Here is a 14,470-nt window from a genome sequence, read left to right on the forward strand (position 1 = left end):
TGTTATTGAACATGTGTACCTTTATTACTTAAAGTAATAATAGAATGTACTTAAAGATATTAATTTTAAAATGGAGGCTAATTATTACTATTGGCCTCTTTTTTTACGCTCAATGTTCATTTAGTCAAGATGCTAATATTGCACTGACATTCTCTCAAGGTCATTTAGGGAAGGTAACCTCTTTGGATATTTCGAAAGATGGGGCCTTAATTATTTCAGCTGGAGAAGATAGAACAATAAAAATTTGGGATACAGGGCAAGAACGTTTATTAAGAACTATAAATGCTCATGAAATTGGCGTTGCAGATATTTCTTTATCCAAAGACAAGCAATTTATTGTTTCTGCAGGTTTAGATCACTCTGTAAAAGTATGGGAAACTAAATCTGGAAAGCTAGTTTCTGCTATAGATCATTTGTCTGATGCAATTATTGAAGTGCGTTTTAAGAAGGATATAATCATTTATATCAATGCACAAGGAGAGGTTTACCATTGGGATTGGCTGTCTAAAGAGAAAGCTAAAGTGCATAACTGGTCTGCCGAATTGACTTCAGGTGTATCCACATTTATATCCTTTCCAAAATCTAATAATTCTGTAATTTTCGGGAAATTTGATGGTTCTGTGGAGATATGGAATATTTCTCAGAAGAAAGTTAAGAAACAAAAAAAGCTATTTGAGGATTGGGTTGCTGATATCATCTTTCTTAAAGAACAGAATGTAATTATCTGTGGTGGTTGGGACGGTAAGCTAATTTCTTGGAATATAGACACTGATTCTATTACGGATAATGGTTATATGCCCGATGGAACAGGCGTAAATACTATTAAATATTCTCATTCAATCGGAAAGGTGATTATTACTTCTAGAGGTAACCATGCTTATTTCTATAAAATTGAAGGAGATAGCCTTTTACTCGAAAAGGAATTTTCTAGTAGAGAAATAATAACATCTGCTTTTAGTAAAAAAGGAGACGTGGTGGTTGTAGCTTATAACGATGGTGAAATTGCTTTATGGGAAGTAAAAGGGATGAAATTGATAGCATCTTGGAAACCAATTAAAGATAAAGCAAAGGGTTTTTCTGTCTCTTTAATTGCTCAATGCATAGCAGTTTCTTCAGAAAGTGGTGCTTTAAGGTTATGGAAACTTGGCAGTAGGGAAGACCTTACAAAATGGGAAGCACATGATCAAGAAATATCAAATACAAAATTTAAATCAAATGGTAAATTAGTGACCACTTCTTTAGACTCGACAATTAAAGTTTGGGACAATACAACTAACTTTCAGTTATCGCATGAATATAAAGTGAATGCTCCAATTTATCATTCCTATCTTTTACCAAACGATTCTACATTACTGTATTCTGATAACGCGGGTAACTTATTCAGCATAAATACTACTCAAATAAAAAGTAAGCCTAAGTTGGTTTATAGTTCATATTATCAAATAACAGCTATTACATCTACTTTATCAGGGAGTAAAATTGCAATTGGCTTTAGTGATAGAAAAGTTGTTGTTGTACCGGTTCAGAACACAGCAGATAAAATTATTTTTAGATCAAAAGATAGGTTAATTACTTCATTATCTTTTAGCAATGATGAGAAGGAGTTAATTGTTGGAGGTAAGAATAAATTATCGTTATGGGATTTAACTAATGCCTCTTTAATAAGATCTATTGATGTTGAAAATAAAATTTTGAGTGCAAAATTTACTTATGATAATAAATATGTAATCGCTGCAGAAGAAAATGGCCGTTTATTAACTTTCTCAAATGATTTATCATCTATTATTTATGATTACAAACAAAGTAAAGGGAATGTTGTAGATGTACTTGACTTTCCTGGTAAACAAGTGTTTCTAACTTTGTCTAACGACTTAGGTGTAGGAATATGGGATCTTGATTCTGATTTAAGATTTGGTGTAGTTTTATCTGATGGAGATATAGGTTGGGTTGTTCAGCATAATTCAGGCTTGTTTGATGCATCTGAATCGAATATGAAAAACCTATATTATGTTGCGGGAAATGAAACGATTGATTTGGTACAACTTCAAGATATGTATTGGGAGCCAAGTTTAGGTTCTAAACTATTTATGGGTTCAGAGTTAAGGGTTGTTCCAGAGTTGACAGATATATTACTCTACCCAGAAGCAAGAATGCATAAAAAAGGGGATAAGTTATTGGTAGAAGTTGTAGATAGAGGTGGTGGGATTGGAAAAGTAGCTGTATTAGTGAATGGAAAAGAAGTATTGTCAGATATTTCTGAGTACAAAATAAACAATACACTAAATAAGATCAATATCTTAAATCAAAAACACGATAAGAATAAATATTCAGTTCCTTTAGATTCTCTAAGTTATCTTTTTGAAGGTGGTGGTAATTTAAATAATATCACTATAAAAGTTGAAAATCTAGAGGGAACATTGTCAGGAAGAGGTTTGACGATAAAGCACAAATCAAAGAATGAAGATCAAACGATTCCTTCTTTTTACGGTATTGTTGTGGGAGTTTCTGATTATAGAGGAACAACACTTGATCTAAAATATGCGGCTAAGGATGCTGAAAAAATTGCAACATCGATTAAATCATCAGCGCAAGAATTATTTGGTGAACATAGAGTACATGTAGATCTTTTCTCTACAGGTAGTACAGATCCAAAACATCAGCCAAATAAGCAAAACATAAAATTAGCTTTCGATAGCCTTCAGCAATTAGCTACTCCTTCAGATGTTCTTTTTGTATTCTTGGCAGGGCACGGTATGTCTGTAAAAGAAAAAAACGGAGACGAAGATTTTTTCTTTTTAACGAAAGATATTTCAACTGCAGATTTAACAGACAATAGAATTAAAGAAGCGTATGCAATTGCAGGTAAAGAATGGTTGGATTGGATGAAGAAAATACCAATTACACGCCAGGTTTTTATTATGGATGCTTGTAATGCTGGTAAATTTGCAGAAACAATAATTGCATCTAGAAATATTGATGAGGAAGCAGTTAGATTAAGAGCTTTAGAACGTGTGAGAACTCGTTCAGGAATGTATTTACTAGCAGGCTCTGCGGCTGATAAAGTAAGTTATGAGTCTTCTATGTATGGACAAGGATTGTTGACATATTCGATCTTAGATTACTTGAAAAGAGGAAATTTAAGAAAGGGAGAATTTTTAGATGTACAAATGATGTTTGGAAATTCTGTAGATGAAGTACCTAGATTAGCAGAGCGCTTTGGTGCATTTCAACAACCTGAAATGAGAATACCACATGGAGGAGATAGTTTTGATATTGGTAGAGTAACTGATGATGTGAAAAGTAATATTTCAATTTCATCAAATTTAGCAAGAATAAGAATGTCAGATTTCGAAGAGGATTCAATCTGGACAGACCCTCTTCAATTATCCGCTTATTTTGATAGGAAATTATTACAACTATCTGAAGGTAAGAACAGTGGTTACAATTCATTTACTTTTACACCTTATGCTAAAGGAGAAGGCGTTTTTCAATTAAAAGGGAAATACACAGAAAATGATAATGAAATACAGGTTGCCATTAAGATCATTGAAGATAATGAAGTTAAATATTCGTTTAAAACAGAGGCCGAAGACCGAGAAATATTGATAGAGAAAGCTATATTTGAGATCGTTACTTATTTTAAAGATAATTAGAATGATTGATTTAAAAGGTCAACAATTAATATTAGCATCTAAATCTCCTAGAAGAGCAGAGCTTTTATCTGGTTTAGATTTAGATTTCTCTATAGAAGTTAGAGAAGTCGATGAATCTTATCCGAGTGATTTAGTTGCTGATAAAGTTGCAGAACATATTGCAAATTGTAAAGCTGATGCATTTTCCAATTTAGAAGAAAACAAAATTGTAATCTTTTCTGATACCGTTGTCGTAGTAGATAATGAGGTTTTAGGAAAGCCTAAAGATGCAAATGAAGCCGTAGAAATGTTGCGTAAACTATCTGGTAAAACACATAAAGTTTATTCTGCAGTTTGCATTCAAACGCAAGAAAGTAGAATTTCATTTACTGATAGCACTGAGGTTACTTTTTTACCATTAAATGATACGGTAATTAATTATTATATTAAAGAAAAGAAACCGTTTGATAAAGCAGGAAGTTATGGAATTCAAGAATGGATAGGAATGTCTATGATTGATAAAATTAATGGATCTTACTTTACCGTAATGGGATTGCCAACGGCCAAAATATTTAAGGAGTTAACAGAATTACTACAAAGTAAATAGTATGAATTTAATAATGTGGATTTTGCCTTTGATCTCTGCAGGGATTGGTTGGGTAACTAATTATGTTGCAATAAAAATGCTTTTTCATCCGAGAAAGCCAATTAATTTAGGGTTATTTACCTTGCATGGGGTATTCCCAAGAAGGAAAGATACTTTAGCTAGACGTTTGGGTATTATTGTAGAAAAAGATCTCTTTACTCCGGAAATGATTACGGAGAAACTTAATACTGAAGACAATAAAGCAAAATTGAAAGTAGCAATTATGAAGCGGATCAATGAATTTGTTGATGAAAAAGCTATTCAATTTGGCCCAATGTTGCAAATGTTTGGAGGTGATGCCATGATAGATCAAATTCGAGACGGTATGGAGAAATCAGTAGATGATATGATCCCTAAATTAATGGAAGATCTAGGAGATAATATCACTTCAATAAGTATTCAAGATATAGTTTATGAGAAGGTAATTCACTTTTCAGATCAAAAATTTGAAGACTTACTGATGTCTGTTATCAAACAAGAACTTACTTTTATTGAGATTATGGGAGCTGTTCTAGGATTCTTAATCGGATTAGTTCAAGTTGGAATACTTTATTATTTGGGGTAAATAATCTCAAATTTCTTCTCTAAATATATAGAAACAAAAAGACCTACTTTAATTTATAAAGTAGGTCTTTTTGTTATTTTTTCTTTTTAGGAATATATATCGTCATTTCTTCATCGACTTTAATACTTTTTTCAAAGTCGTTCTGAGGCTGTCTTTGCGGAGCTTGCTGTTGGTTGAAATAAGGATTATTTCCTTGCTGTTGCATTTTGATCATTCTTTTTCCTAAAACATTCAAAAGAAACTTAATTATTACTTTCGAATACCTTTTGAAAAGAAACATAAATGCCGCTACAACAATAATTATTTTGATTAGCATAATTTAATTTCAAATATTATTTCGTAATGAATCTGTATAATGTCTCAAAATATTAAAATATTGAAAACAGACCTTGTATATTTGTTCTTCATTGGCAAATATAACCACTTATAGTTACGTAATGTACGTGTGTTTGTTTAAATTTTGTCTTTTCTTAATACTTATTTAATAAATGTTAGAAATCTTATTCCAAGATGAACATTACATTGCAATCAATAAACCAACTGGTTTAATGGTTCATCCATCCGAATTAACAGGAAACGAGGGTGATTTTGCAATATTTCAGTTAAGAGATCAAATAGGTAAATATATTTATCCTTGTCATCGGTTAGATAGAGCAACTTCAGGTGTTCTAATCTTTGCATTTTCTTCTGATGCAACAGCAAAATTTCAGAAATTGAATAATGAAGAAGGGGAAGTGAAAAAAACATATCTATCTCTTGTTAGAGGACATTTATTAGAAGAAAAGCTATTAACAAACCATATTAAAAATAGATACGACAAGGTATACAAATCAGCAAAAACACTGATAAAACCTTTACAAAACGTAGAATTAGAAGTTCCTGTAGGGCCTTATCCTACTTCACGTTACAGTTTGGTAGAAAGTAGACCATATACGGGGCGTACTCATCAAATACGTTTACATTTAAGAGGTGAAAATCATCCAATAATAGGGGATAGAAGATATGGCGATCATCGTCATAATAATATGATGCTTGAGAAATTCAAATTAGATCGTCTTTGGCTGCATGCATCATCTTATAGTTTTGTTCATCCATTTACAAATGAAATGGTGTGTGTCAAATCTTCGTTACCTCAAGATTTTAGTCAAATATTGAATTTAATAGGAATAAATTATGAGTAAGATACTCGCAGGCGCATATATAGATTTAGAAGTTGCACGAATTACAGATTTCGGTTACTTCTTTACATTAGAGGAAGAAGATGTATTTATGCCAATTCGTCTAGCAAAAGGCGAATTAAAGGTTGGAGAGACCACAAATGTATTTATTTATACAGATAATGAGAGAAGATGGGTAGCTACTCATGAAAAACCTAAGGGAATTGTCGGAGAATTTACTACATTGGAGTGTAAAGACACCAACAAGATGGGGGCTTTTCTAGACTGGGGCATCTCTAAAGACTTATTTGTTCCGTTTTCGGAGCAAACTGAACCTATGAGAAAAAGACAACTTTACACTGTTTATGTCGATAGAGACAGAATTACAGGTAGGGTTTTTGCTTCCAACAAATTATATAAATTTTTGTCGCAAGACACATCTGGCTTTGAGAGAAACCAAGAAGTTTATATGTATATTGCTCAAGAAGTAGAACTCGGTTATGAGTGTATCATAAATAAAAAATGGACTGGATTACTTTATAAGAATCAGGTATATAAACCTTTAAAAATAGGAAGTAAAGTCAAAGGCTTTATTACTGAGGTTAGACCTGATGGTAAATTAGATTTATCCTTACAAAAACAAGGATACAATTCTGATGACACAGATAGAGTAGCAAAGGAATTACTATTACAACTTCGCAAGAAAGGAGGGAAAATGCCTTTTAACGATAAAAGTCACCCGAATGAAATAAAGCGTGAATTTAAAATGAGTAAAAAACAATTTAAGCAACTACTTGGTTATTTGTATAAATTGGGCGCAATTAAATTTACCGAAGAAGGAACTGAACTAGTTAATTTCTAAAATAATTTAATTTTTAATCAAAAAGATTTTGATAATAAATTAAAGATGAGGTAATTGTAAAGATTATTTAAACATCCCTTTTATTGTTAAAACGAGGACTCGGTAAAAGTTGGATAACACTATTATTAAAGTGCATTCAGAAGTAAATTCTCTATATGATAAAATGCGTGGAGCAAATGGTAAAGAACTATTTGCTTTCAAAGGCATTATGAATGATGATATCTTAGGAGAGATACTTAGTCGTGTTGAAGATTCGCTTTCAGAGCATGAATCATTAATGAAGTTGCAAAGACGAATTAATGTGATTGCAGTGGAAATATTACAAAATATATTCCATCATTTTGAAGGCGTTGACACAATGAAGGCTAGTGACTCGCCTACAAATATTGTTATGTTTTTGTTGTCCAAAGGGGCAGACGCTTATTACATTGTCGCAGGTAACTACGTGCCTATTGAGACAGCTAACTTTCTAAAAGAAAGGATTGACTCTATTAATGAGCTTTCTGTTGACGAATTAAAAATGCGTTACAGGAAAGTACTTAGCAATGGAGATTTTTCTGAACAAGGAGGTGCGGGACTTGGTATTATAGATATCGCCCGAAAGTCAGGTCAAAAACTTGATTATGAGTTCACTGATACAAATGAACAAAGCTCTTTTTTCACAATTAAAGTAAGCGTGCCAATTTAATTGCACTTCGAAAATGAAAGATTTTTTAAAGAAAGATACACCGAAGACACCTCTGATACAAATGGAGTATGAGAGTGGTCATTTTCTAATATCAGGGAGATCAATCCCAGAAAATTCAATTGAGTTTTATAAGCCACTTTTTGAATGGCTTGATGAATATAATACGAAGCCGCAGCCTAAGACTTTATTTGATGTTCGTTTGGAATATTTTAATACAAGTTCTTCTAAATGTCTGGTTGAAGTTTTTAGAAAGTTAGAATTTTTAAAAGCAAGTGGACATGATGTTGAGGTGAATTGGTATTATGAAGAAGACGATGAGGATATGCAAGAATCTGGCGAAGACTTTAAGGAAGTCATTAAATTGCCGATTCACATGCATGTATTAGAAGAAGAAGATTAAGAAATTAATTTAAGATATATAAATTAGCCTTTGAGTTTACCTCAAAGGCTTTTTTTTAGTGGAATTTTTCTTGGGAAATTCTAATAGCATTACAAGTGTTAATATTGAGAAATTTTTGTAGATTATTTTGTCTGATGTCATACCGTGAATGTCTATTCATTGTATTAAAATTTAACTTATTTTTATTCAATGAAATCTCTAAGATTAAACCTCTCTCTAATTCTTGCATTTTTAATGTTAGGAATGACTATTAACGTTAACGCTCAATCAAATAAGGACGACGATGAAAATAGAAATTCATCTTCTTCAAATCATTCTTCTAAAAAGCGTTCATCATCTGGAGCCGGAAATTATTCTGGAGTACATAACTTGAACGTTGGACTAGCATCTTATTGGAATCATGGTGGAACAGGTATACAAGTAGATTATGAATTCCATTTAGCTAAGGATTTCACTGTTGCTCCATCTCTTTCTTATGCTTCGCATATTCACCAAAATCATAATAATGACGATTGGAGACACTCTACAATTGGTTTAGGTGCAAGGTTTAGATGGTATGCTGATAGAGTTTTAAATATTACACACCCAAAGTGGGATGTATTTGCTAGTGGCGATATTGGATTTGCTATCAACTCATATAAATATGTAGGGAATGGTAACCATAGCGAAGATTATAATGGTAGTACATCTTCTCCTTTATGGATTGGATTAGGAATTGGTGGTAAGTATCACTTTAATGACAAGATTGGTTTACAAGTAATCCTTGGTAGTGGTGCTCAAATTGGTATTCATGTAGCACTTTAATGAAATTTAAAGTGTAACAAAAAAGCCACTAGAAATTAAATTCTAGTGGCTTTTTTGTTAGTTGTATTTTTTTAGATCTTTGGATCATTAACTATAGCTGTCTGAATCAGGCTATCAACAAATTTCTTTGCATTTTTAGGTAACGAGATTACTAGTTTATCACTCTGATAAAGTGGTAATTGATCAAATATTTTTTCTATTTTATCTAGCTCATTCTTTTTAAGATTAATTTTAAGTAAATCATCTTTAAAAGATTTTTTATTCTTGAAAACAGCATCCAATAGAGCATATTGAACATCATCAAATATTAATGAACTGATAGAGCTACCAATGTTTTCGATTTCATTTCTCTCAATCTGATCCATTAAATAGAATACTTCTATATCAATCTTCGTTTCTTCAGAATCTCCATCGTCTTCAATTAAGAATTGGTTATCATACACTATAAATATATGAGAGATTAATTCCTGCTGAGACTCACTGAAGTACTTTTTGACACTATCCCATTCAATTTCCTCATTAAATGCACCACGGAGGCTTTCTAATTGCTTTTTAGAATACTTGGAATCACCGATTCTAATAAACCCTTTATTATTAAATACAGCATCTAATAGCTTTAATTCTGCTTTAGAAAAATTGTTATCTGCAAAAATCGAAGAATCATCTTGGGTGATAGAAGAAGCGGATTCTATTTCAAACAGTTCTTGAATACTAAATGTGTGAAATTCATTTGGTTCCTCTTCATTAAGATGAGAACATTTCTCTAAGATATTTAAAATGAAATCTTCTTGTTGAACATTTAATGGAGTATTTTCTGGGTATTCAAGTGTTGTGATAATCTCTCTGATGTAATCTAATTGAGCTAAATTAAAAGTGAGATCACCTACTTTTTCTTCTGCTTTATTTTTCGATTCATCTTCGTGAATAATAGACAATAATTTAAATTCGTTGTCCGTTAGGGTAGTGGCTGAAGTTAATTCACCGTCACCAAATTCTCTTTCTATCTCATTCATCATGAATAAGACACTAATATTTTTTAGAGATTCGATTAATTCCCAACGGTTTTCATCTTCAAATTCCCAATCAGTTTCAATCTCATCTAGCTTAGAAATTAGTTGTTGAATAAAGTTGAGTTGTTCTTCATTCAAATCGACCTTTTCAAGTAAATCTTTTATGGAAGAACGATTTTTTTCGTTAAAATCACACTCATCTAATAACGCTTTAATTTCCTTAGCAATTTCTTCCGAGAATTTTGGGAATAGGCTAACATCACACGGCACATTTTTGTCGTATAATGATTTAAGGAACTCATATTCATTTTTAGAAAAAATAAAATCACCAGGCTCTGGAGAAATGTTGTGTTCAACTAAATCTAGACGGTCATTATTCTCTAAAGTATAAAGTTCAATAAGATGCATTCTTTCGATTTTTATGTTTTTTTCTCTAATTCACTTCAATAATACTCAGTTTGAATGAAAAAGCATAGATAAAATACAAAACAGATGTAAAAAAATTAATGTAATTTCTACACATACTTTCTATTTAGAGGTAGTTTTTGCAGTTTTGCAAAGTTGAAAAACGAGTAGACTCTAAATGCATTGATTATTAAATAGAAATTTTAATAAATTATCAGCATTTTTGTTGTCTTAATAACTTGAAACTGATAGCAAAGATAATATATATATGGGATTGTTTGATTTCTTTTCTAGCGACCTAGCGATTGATTTAGGTACAGCCAATACACTTATAATTCAGAAAGATAAAGTAGTAGTGGACGAACCGTCAATTATTGCATTGGACCGTCAGAATGGAAAAGTAATTGCCGTGGGTACGAAGGCAATGCAAATGCACGAAAAAACGCATGAAAATATTCGTACAATTAGACCTTTAAGAGATGGCGTTATTGCTGATTTCCATGCTGCTGAACAAATGATTCGTGGTATGATCAGAATGATTAACCAAGGAAAAAGGTTTTTTACTCCTTCTCATAGAATGGTTATCTGTATTCCTTCTGGTATTACTGAAGTAGAAAAACGTGCCGTAAGGGACTCTGCTGAACATGCTGGAGCAAAAGAGGTGTACATGATTCCTGAACCAATTGCTGCTGCTATTGGTATTGGTATTAACATTGAACAACCAGTAGGTAGTATGATTGTTGATATTGGAGGTGGTACTACAGAAATTGCTGTAATTGCACTTTCTGGTATTGTAGGAGATCAGTCTATTAGAACTGCCGGAGATGTATTTACAAGAGATATTCTTGATTACATGCGTCGTCAACATAATTTATTGATTGGCGAACGTTCTGCAGAAAGAATTAAAGTAGAAGTAGGTTCTGCTTTAACGGAGTTAGATGAAGAAATTGAGCCTTTTGAAGTACGTGGTCGTGATTTAATGACAGGTATTCCAAAAGTAATTACAGTTACTTACTCAGAAGTTGCTTATGCAATTGATAAGTCAATTTCTAAAATTGAAGAAGCTGTATTAAGAGCTTTAGAAACTGCTCCACCAGAATTATCTGCTGATATTTACGATAGAGGAATTCACTTAACTGGTGGAGGTGCTTTATTAAGAGGATTAGATAAACGTTTGTCTATTAAAACGAAATTACCTGTTCACGTTGCAGACGATCCGTTGAGAGCGGTAGTAAGAGGAACTGGTCAGGCATTAAGAAATCTTGATGATTTCAAGGCTGTTTTAATGACTTAAGATATATACTTATTGAAAGTAAAAAACTCCATAGCTCGAAAAGAGATATGGAGTTTTTTTATAGATTATTTTTTCTGATAATTAAAAAAAGCCTATACACGTATTTAACATGTATAGGCTTTGTATCTTGAAAAAGATAAGAATTAGTTTCTTACACCATGAGCTTTACTTTCATAAAGACCAGAAGTTGTCATTTCAACGAATTCTACATTACCTTTCATAGCATCAAGAGTAGTAGCACCTTGGTAAGTCATACCAGAAGCTAAACCACCTAAATATTTTTTGATGATAGGCTCAACAGGTCCTTTATAAGGAACTAAAGTTTTTTCACCTTCAACAGAAATTACTTCTCTTGATTTTTTATTATCTTTTTTCAACTTACTAATTGCGGCATCGAAAGAAGCCATTCCTCTATAAGTTTTGAATTTTCCTTCATTAGTAGTAATTAATTCACCTGGAGCTTCATCAGTCCCAGAAACAATAGATCCTACCATAACGTTGTCTGCACCCACACCAATTGCTTTTACAACATCACCTGGTTGTTTGATACCGCCATCTGCACAAATTGGAATACGATTTCCTACTGCTTGATAAACATCGTCAATTGCAGTTAATTGAGGGACACCAGAACCTGTCATAATACGAGTAGTACACATAGAACCTGGCCCAATACCTACTTTTAAAGCATCAGCACCCCATTCTAAGAAATCTACTGCAGCATCTCTAGTGGCAATATTACCTACCATAACATCTATTTGTGGGTAGTTCTTCTTAATAAAAAGAAGTGTGTCTTTTGTCATTTCAGAGTGACCATGAGCAATATCAAGAACAATGACATCGATTTTAGCTTCTGCAAGTGCAGTTAACCTATCTTCATAATCTTTAATACCTAAAGCAGCAGCACAAAGTAAACCTTCAGCTTTTACTTTTCTAACCTCATTCGCTTGTTCTTCTATTGTTAAGAAACGGTGTAAAACACCAAGACCTCCAAGTCTACCTACAGCAATACACATGTTACTTTCGCAAACTGTATCCATATTTGCAATTAGAACAGGAATATCGATGTAATGGTTTTTAGTAACTTTAGTTCTAAAACTAACGTCTCTACGTGATTTGATTGTATTGTACTTGGGCACGACTAATACGTCGTCGAAACTATAGGCTTTTCTGATTTTCATACTGAAAAATTATAACGTAGTTATTTATTCACAAAACAGACAAATATAATAAAACTGTTTGTAATTTTAAGACATAATTGTGTAAATATATACTATGAAAAAAATAAAAGTAACTTTAATAACAGGGTTCTTAGGAGCTGGTAAAACAACATTTTTAAATAACCTTATTAAAAAATATCCTGACGCTAAGTTTGCTGTAATAGAAAATGAATTTGGTGAAGTAGGAATTGATGGTAGTTTAATTGTTGATAACCAAGAGGATATATTCGAATTAGCAAATGGTTGTATTTGTTGTTCTCTTAATGGAGAACTTAGAGATGTACTTCGTAATTTATTAAACTCAGATAAAAAGTTTGATCATTTACTTGTTGAAACAACTGGTATTGCTGATCCTAGTGCTGTAGCAGCTGCATTTATAGGCGATCCTGGTATTGCTAGTTTATTTGAACTTAATGCAACTGTTGGGATAGTTGATGTTAAAAATGTTATTCAATCAATAAAAGAAGATGAAATAGCAATAAAACAAATCGCTTTCAGTGACTTTTTAGTTTTCTCAAAATGTGATGAAGTGAGTGAAGAAACAATCAAACAAGCACTATTTCAATGTAAATTGATGAATCCTCTTGCTTTGACTGAGAAAAACTATAATGGTGAAGTTGTTAAAAAAGATATTTTAAACTTAAATTCTTTTTCATCTTCTAAAGTAGAGGAGAGGGCTAGTTTTGTTGCAGGAGCACATTCTCACAATCATGGTGATACCGTTTCTTATTCTTTTACTTTTGAAGGTAATGTTGATGCAACAAAACTTGAGATGTGGCTGTCTGTACTATTTCAATTGCAATTTGAAGTTATTTATCGTTTTAAGGGCATATTTAATATTGCTGGAGAATCAAATAAAGTAATAGTACAAGGTGTTAGGAACGAATCGAAGATAGTTATAGGTAGCGAATGGGGTGTAGGAGAACAACGAATTAACAGAATTGTAATTATTGGTAAAGGAATAAAAAGAGAGGCAATTGAGAAAAAAATTAATACTATTTTACTGCGTTAGGGTGTGAATTCTTGTTAACCAACAATCAACTTTAATAAAAATGTTGGTTGTAGAAATATAAATTCTTACTTTTGCAGACCCGAATAGTGTTCGGGGTATTGAATTTTTGAATTTTTCAAAAAATTAATTTATAAAAATGGCATTAAAGCATTATGAAGTAGTCTTCATCGTGACACCTGTGTTGTCCGATTCCGAAACCACGGAGGCTATTGCTAAATTTGAAAATCATCTGAAAGAGGCAAGTGCAGACGTGTACTCATCAGAAGATATGGGACTCAGAAAGTTAGCGTACGCAATTGACAAAAAGTCAACTGGTCACTATCACTTATTTGAATTCAAGGCAGATCCGTCAATCATCGCAAAATTCGAATTAGAATTAAAGCGTGACGAAAACATCTTACGTTTCTTAACTGTATCTCTTGACAAGCACGGTGTTGCTTTTAACGAGCGCAGAAGAAATGGCGAATGGTCAAAAAAATCTGAAACTGAAGAAAAATCAGCATAATGAGTCTCCAAAACGAACCTATCAACAGAAAGCAAGAGCGTACTAAAAAGTATTGCCGCTTTACAAAGTACGGTGTGAAATACATCGATTTTAAGGATTCTGAATTCTTATTAAAATTCTTAAACGAGCAAGGTAAAATTTTACCTCGTCGTCTTACAGGTAACTCGCAAAAATTCCAAAAGAAAATTGCTACATCTGTGAAGCGTGCTCGTCAACTAGCTCTTCTACCTTACGTAGCAGACGGTTTAAAGTAATCAATCACGATAACTAGAA

The 14,470-nt window shown here is 32.4% G+C and carries 15 protein-coding genes; 12 read left to right on the forward strand and 3 right to left on the reverse strand.

Features of this window, described 5'->3' with window-relative positions; translation table 11 throughout:
• Nucleotides 1-44: 44 nt before the first annotated feature.
• Genes EI427_RS06155 through EI427_RS06165 form a run of 3 tightly spaced genes read left to right on the forward strand, consistent with a single transcriptional unit; the run spans nucleotide 45 to nucleotide 4,843 of the window.
• Nucleotides 45-3,653: a caspase family protein gene (locus EI427_RS06155; RefSeq protein WP_126612737.1), complete on the forward strand. Its 3,609-nt coding sequence runs from the start codon at nucleotides 45-47 to the stop codon at nucleotides 3,651-3,653.
• A gap of 1 nt (nucleotide 3,654) precedes the next feature.
• Complete coding sequence (locus EI427_RS06160; protein ID WP_126612739.1) at nucleotides 3,655-4,239, forward strand: Maf family protein; 585 nt, start codon at nucleotides 3,655-3,657, stop codon at nucleotides 4,237-4,239.
• Between the two features lies 1 nt (nucleotide 4,240).
• Complete coding sequence (locus tag EI427_RS06165; protein ID WP_126612741.1) at nucleotides 4,241-4,843, forward strand: DUF445 domain-containing protein; 603 nt, start codon at nucleotides 4,241-4,243, stop codon at nucleotides 4,841-4,843.
• Nucleotides 4,844-4,916: 73 nt separating this feature from the next.
• Here the strand turns inward: EI427_RS06165 and EI427_RS06170 are convergent, their stop codons facing one another.
• Nucleotides 4,917-5,159, reverse strand: coding sequence for a hypothetical protein (locus tag EI427_RS06170; protein ID WP_126612743.1), 243 nt, complete (start codon nucleotides 5,157-5,159; stop codon nucleotides 4,917-4,919).
• Nucleotides 5,160-5,331: 172 nt separating this feature from the next.
• Here EI427_RS06170 and EI427_RS06175 point away from each other — a divergent pair, with 172 nt between their 5' ends.
• The 5 genes from EI427_RS06175 to EI427_RS06195 all read left to right on the forward strand — a co-directional run bounded on the left by EI427_RS06175 (nucleotide 5,332) and on the right by EI427_RS06195 (nucleotide 8,754).
• On the forward strand, nucleotides 5,332-6,024 hold the full coding sequence (locus EI427_RS06175) for a pseudouridine synthase (protein ID WP_126612745.1): 693 nt from the start codon (nucleotides 5,332-5,334) through the stop codon (nucleotides 6,022-6,024).
• The gene (locus tag EI427_RS06180) at nucleotides 6,017-6,862 is read left to right on the forward strand and encodes a CvfB family protein (protein WP_126612747.1); all 846 of its coding nucleotides are present in this window, start codon (nucleotides 6,017-6,019) and stop codon (nucleotides 6,860-6,862) included. Before EI427_RS06175 ends, EI427_RS06180 begins: the two co-directional genes overlap by 8 nt.
• Before the next feature lie 109 nt (nucleotides 6,863-6,971).
• The gene (locus EI427_RS06185) at nucleotides 6,972-7,550 is read left to right on the forward strand and encodes a SiaB family protein kinase (protein ID WP_144075550.1); all 579 of its coding nucleotides are present in this window, start codon (nucleotides 6,972-6,974) and stop codon (nucleotides 7,548-7,550) included.
• A 13-nt stretch (nucleotides 7,551-7,563) separates the two neighbouring features.
• Nucleotides 7,564-7,950 carry a DUF1987 domain-containing protein gene (locus tag EI427_RS06190; protein ID WP_126612751.1) on the forward strand — a complete coding sequence of 129 codons (387 nt, stop codon included), beginning with the start codon at nucleotides 7,564-7,566 and terminating at the stop codon, nucleotides 7,948-7,950.
• Between the two features lie 189 nt (nucleotides 7,951-8,139).
• Nucleotides 8,140-8,754, forward strand: coding sequence for a hypothetical protein (locus EI427_RS06195; RefSeq protein ID WP_126612753.1), 615 nt, complete (start codon nucleotides 8,140-8,142; stop codon nucleotides 8,752-8,754).
• Between the two features lie 71 nt (nucleotides 8,755-8,825).
• On the opposite strand, the gene EI427_RS06200 is transcribed toward EI427_RS06195, so the two are convergent.
• Nucleotides 8,826-10,172, reverse strand: coding sequence for a hypothetical protein (locus tag EI427_RS06200; protein ID WP_126612755.1), 1,347 nt, complete (start codon nucleotides 10,170-10,172; stop codon nucleotides 8,826-8,828).
• A 265-nt stretch (nucleotides 10,173-10,437) separates the two neighbouring features.
• Here EI427_RS06200 and EI427_RS06205 point away from each other — a divergent pair, with 265 nt between their 5' ends.
• Nucleotides 10,438-11,463, forward strand: a complete 1,026-nt coding sequence (locus EI427_RS06205) for a rod shape-determining protein (protein WP_126612757.1) — start codon at nucleotides 10,438-10,440, stop codon at nucleotides 11,461-11,463.
• Nucleotides 11,464-11,606: 143 nt separating this feature from the next.
• Here the strand turns inward: EI427_RS06205 and EI427_RS06210 are convergent, their stop codons facing one another.
• Nucleotides 11,607-12,641, reverse strand: coding sequence for a guanosine monophosphate reductase (locus EI427_RS06210; RefSeq protein ID WP_126612759.1), 1,035 nt, complete (start codon nucleotides 12,639-12,641; stop codon nucleotides 11,607-11,609).
• A gap of 94 nt (nucleotides 12,642-12,735) precedes the next feature.
• Between EI427_RS06210 and EI427_RS06215 the strand changes: the two genes are divergently transcribed.
• The 3 genes from EI427_RS06215 (at nucleotide 12,736) to rpsR (ending at nucleotide 14,451) form a co-directional block, all read left to right on the forward strand.
• A complete protein-coding gene (locus tag EI427_RS06215; RefSeq protein ID WP_126612761.1) occupies nucleotides 12,736-13,692 on the forward strand; it encodes a CobW family GTP-binding protein in 957 nt (318 codons plus the stop codon).
• Nucleotides 13,693-13,828: 136 nt separating this feature from the next.
• Nucleotides 13,829-14,197, forward strand: a complete 369-nt coding sequence (gene rpsF, locus EI427_RS06220) for a 30S ribosomal protein S6 (RefSeq protein ID WP_126612763.1) — start codon at nucleotides 13,829-13,831, stop codon at nucleotides 14,195-14,197.
• Nucleotides 14,197-14,451, forward strand: coding sequence for a 30S ribosomal protein S18 (gene rpsR / locus EI427_RS06225; protein ID WP_126612765.1), 255 nt, complete (start codon nucleotides 14,197-14,199; stop codon nucleotides 14,449-14,451). The genes rpsF and rpsR overlap by 1 nt, the downstream gene beginning before the upstream one ends.
• Nucleotides 14,452-14,470: the final 19 nt, after the last annotated feature.

The organism is Flammeovirga pectinis (genome assembly GCF_003970675.1).
GTDB classification, from domain to species: domain Bacteria; phylum Bacteroidota; class Bacteroidia; order Cytophagales; family Flammeovirgaceae; genus Flammeovirga; species Flammeovirga pectinis.

Excerpts from the sequence above, each read along its gene's own strand:
- EI427_RS06165 (WP_126612741.1), top strand. The coding sequence starts at position 4,241 with ATGAATTTAATAATGTGGATTTTGCCTTTGATCTCTGCAGGGATTGGT.
- EI427_RS06200 (WP_126612755.1), bottom strand. The coding sequence starts at position 10,172 with ATGCATCTTATTGAACTTTATACTTTAGAGAATAATGACCGTCTAGAT.
- EI427_RS06215 (WP_126612761.1), top strand. The coding sequence starts at position 12,736 with ATGAAAAAAATAAAAGTAACTTTAATAACAGGGTTCTTAGGAGCTGGT.
- rpsF (WP_126612763.1), top strand. The coding sequence starts at position 13,829 with ATGGCATTAAAGCATTATGAAGTAGTCTTCATCGTGACACCTGTGTTG.
- EI427_RS06160 (WP_126612739.1), top strand. The coding sequence starts at position 3,655 with ATGATTGATTTAAAAGGTCAACAATTAATATTAGCATCTAAATCTCCT.
- rpsR (WP_126612765.1), top strand. The coding sequence starts at position 14,197 with ATGAGTCTCCAAAACGAACCTATCAACAGAAAGCAAGAGCGTACTAAA.
- EI427_RS06170 (WP_126612743.1), bottom strand. The coding sequence starts at position 5,159 with ATGCTAATCAAAATAATTATTGTTGTAGCGGCATTTATGTTTCTTTTC.
- EI427_RS06205 (WP_126612757.1), top strand. The coding sequence starts at position 10,438 with ATGGGATTGTTTGATTTCTTTTCTAGCGACCTAGCGATTGATTTAGGT.
- EI427_RS06155 (WP_126612737.1), top strand. The coding sequence starts at position 45 with ATGTACTTAAAGATATTAATTTTAAAATGGAGGCTAATTATTACTATT.
- EI427_RS06175 (WP_126612745.1), top strand. The coding sequence starts at position 5,332 with ATGTTAGAAATCTTATTCCAAGATGAACATTACATTGCAATCAATAAA.
- EI427_RS06195 (WP_126612753.1), top strand. The coding sequence starts at position 8,140 with ATGAAATCTCTAAGATTAAACCTCTCTCTAATTCTTGCATTTTTAATG.
- EI427_RS06210 (WP_126612759.1), bottom strand. The coding sequence starts at position 12,641 with ATGAAAATCAGAAAAGCCTATAGTTTCGACGACGTATTAGTCGTGCCC.
- EI427_RS06180 (WP_126612747.1), top strand. The coding sequence starts at position 6,017 with ATGAGTAAGATACTCGCAGGCGCATATATAGATTTAGAAGTTGCACGA.
- EI427_RS06190 (WP_126612751.1), top strand. The coding sequence starts at position 7,564 with ATGAAAGATTTTTTAAAGAAAGATACACCGAAGACACCTCTGATACAA.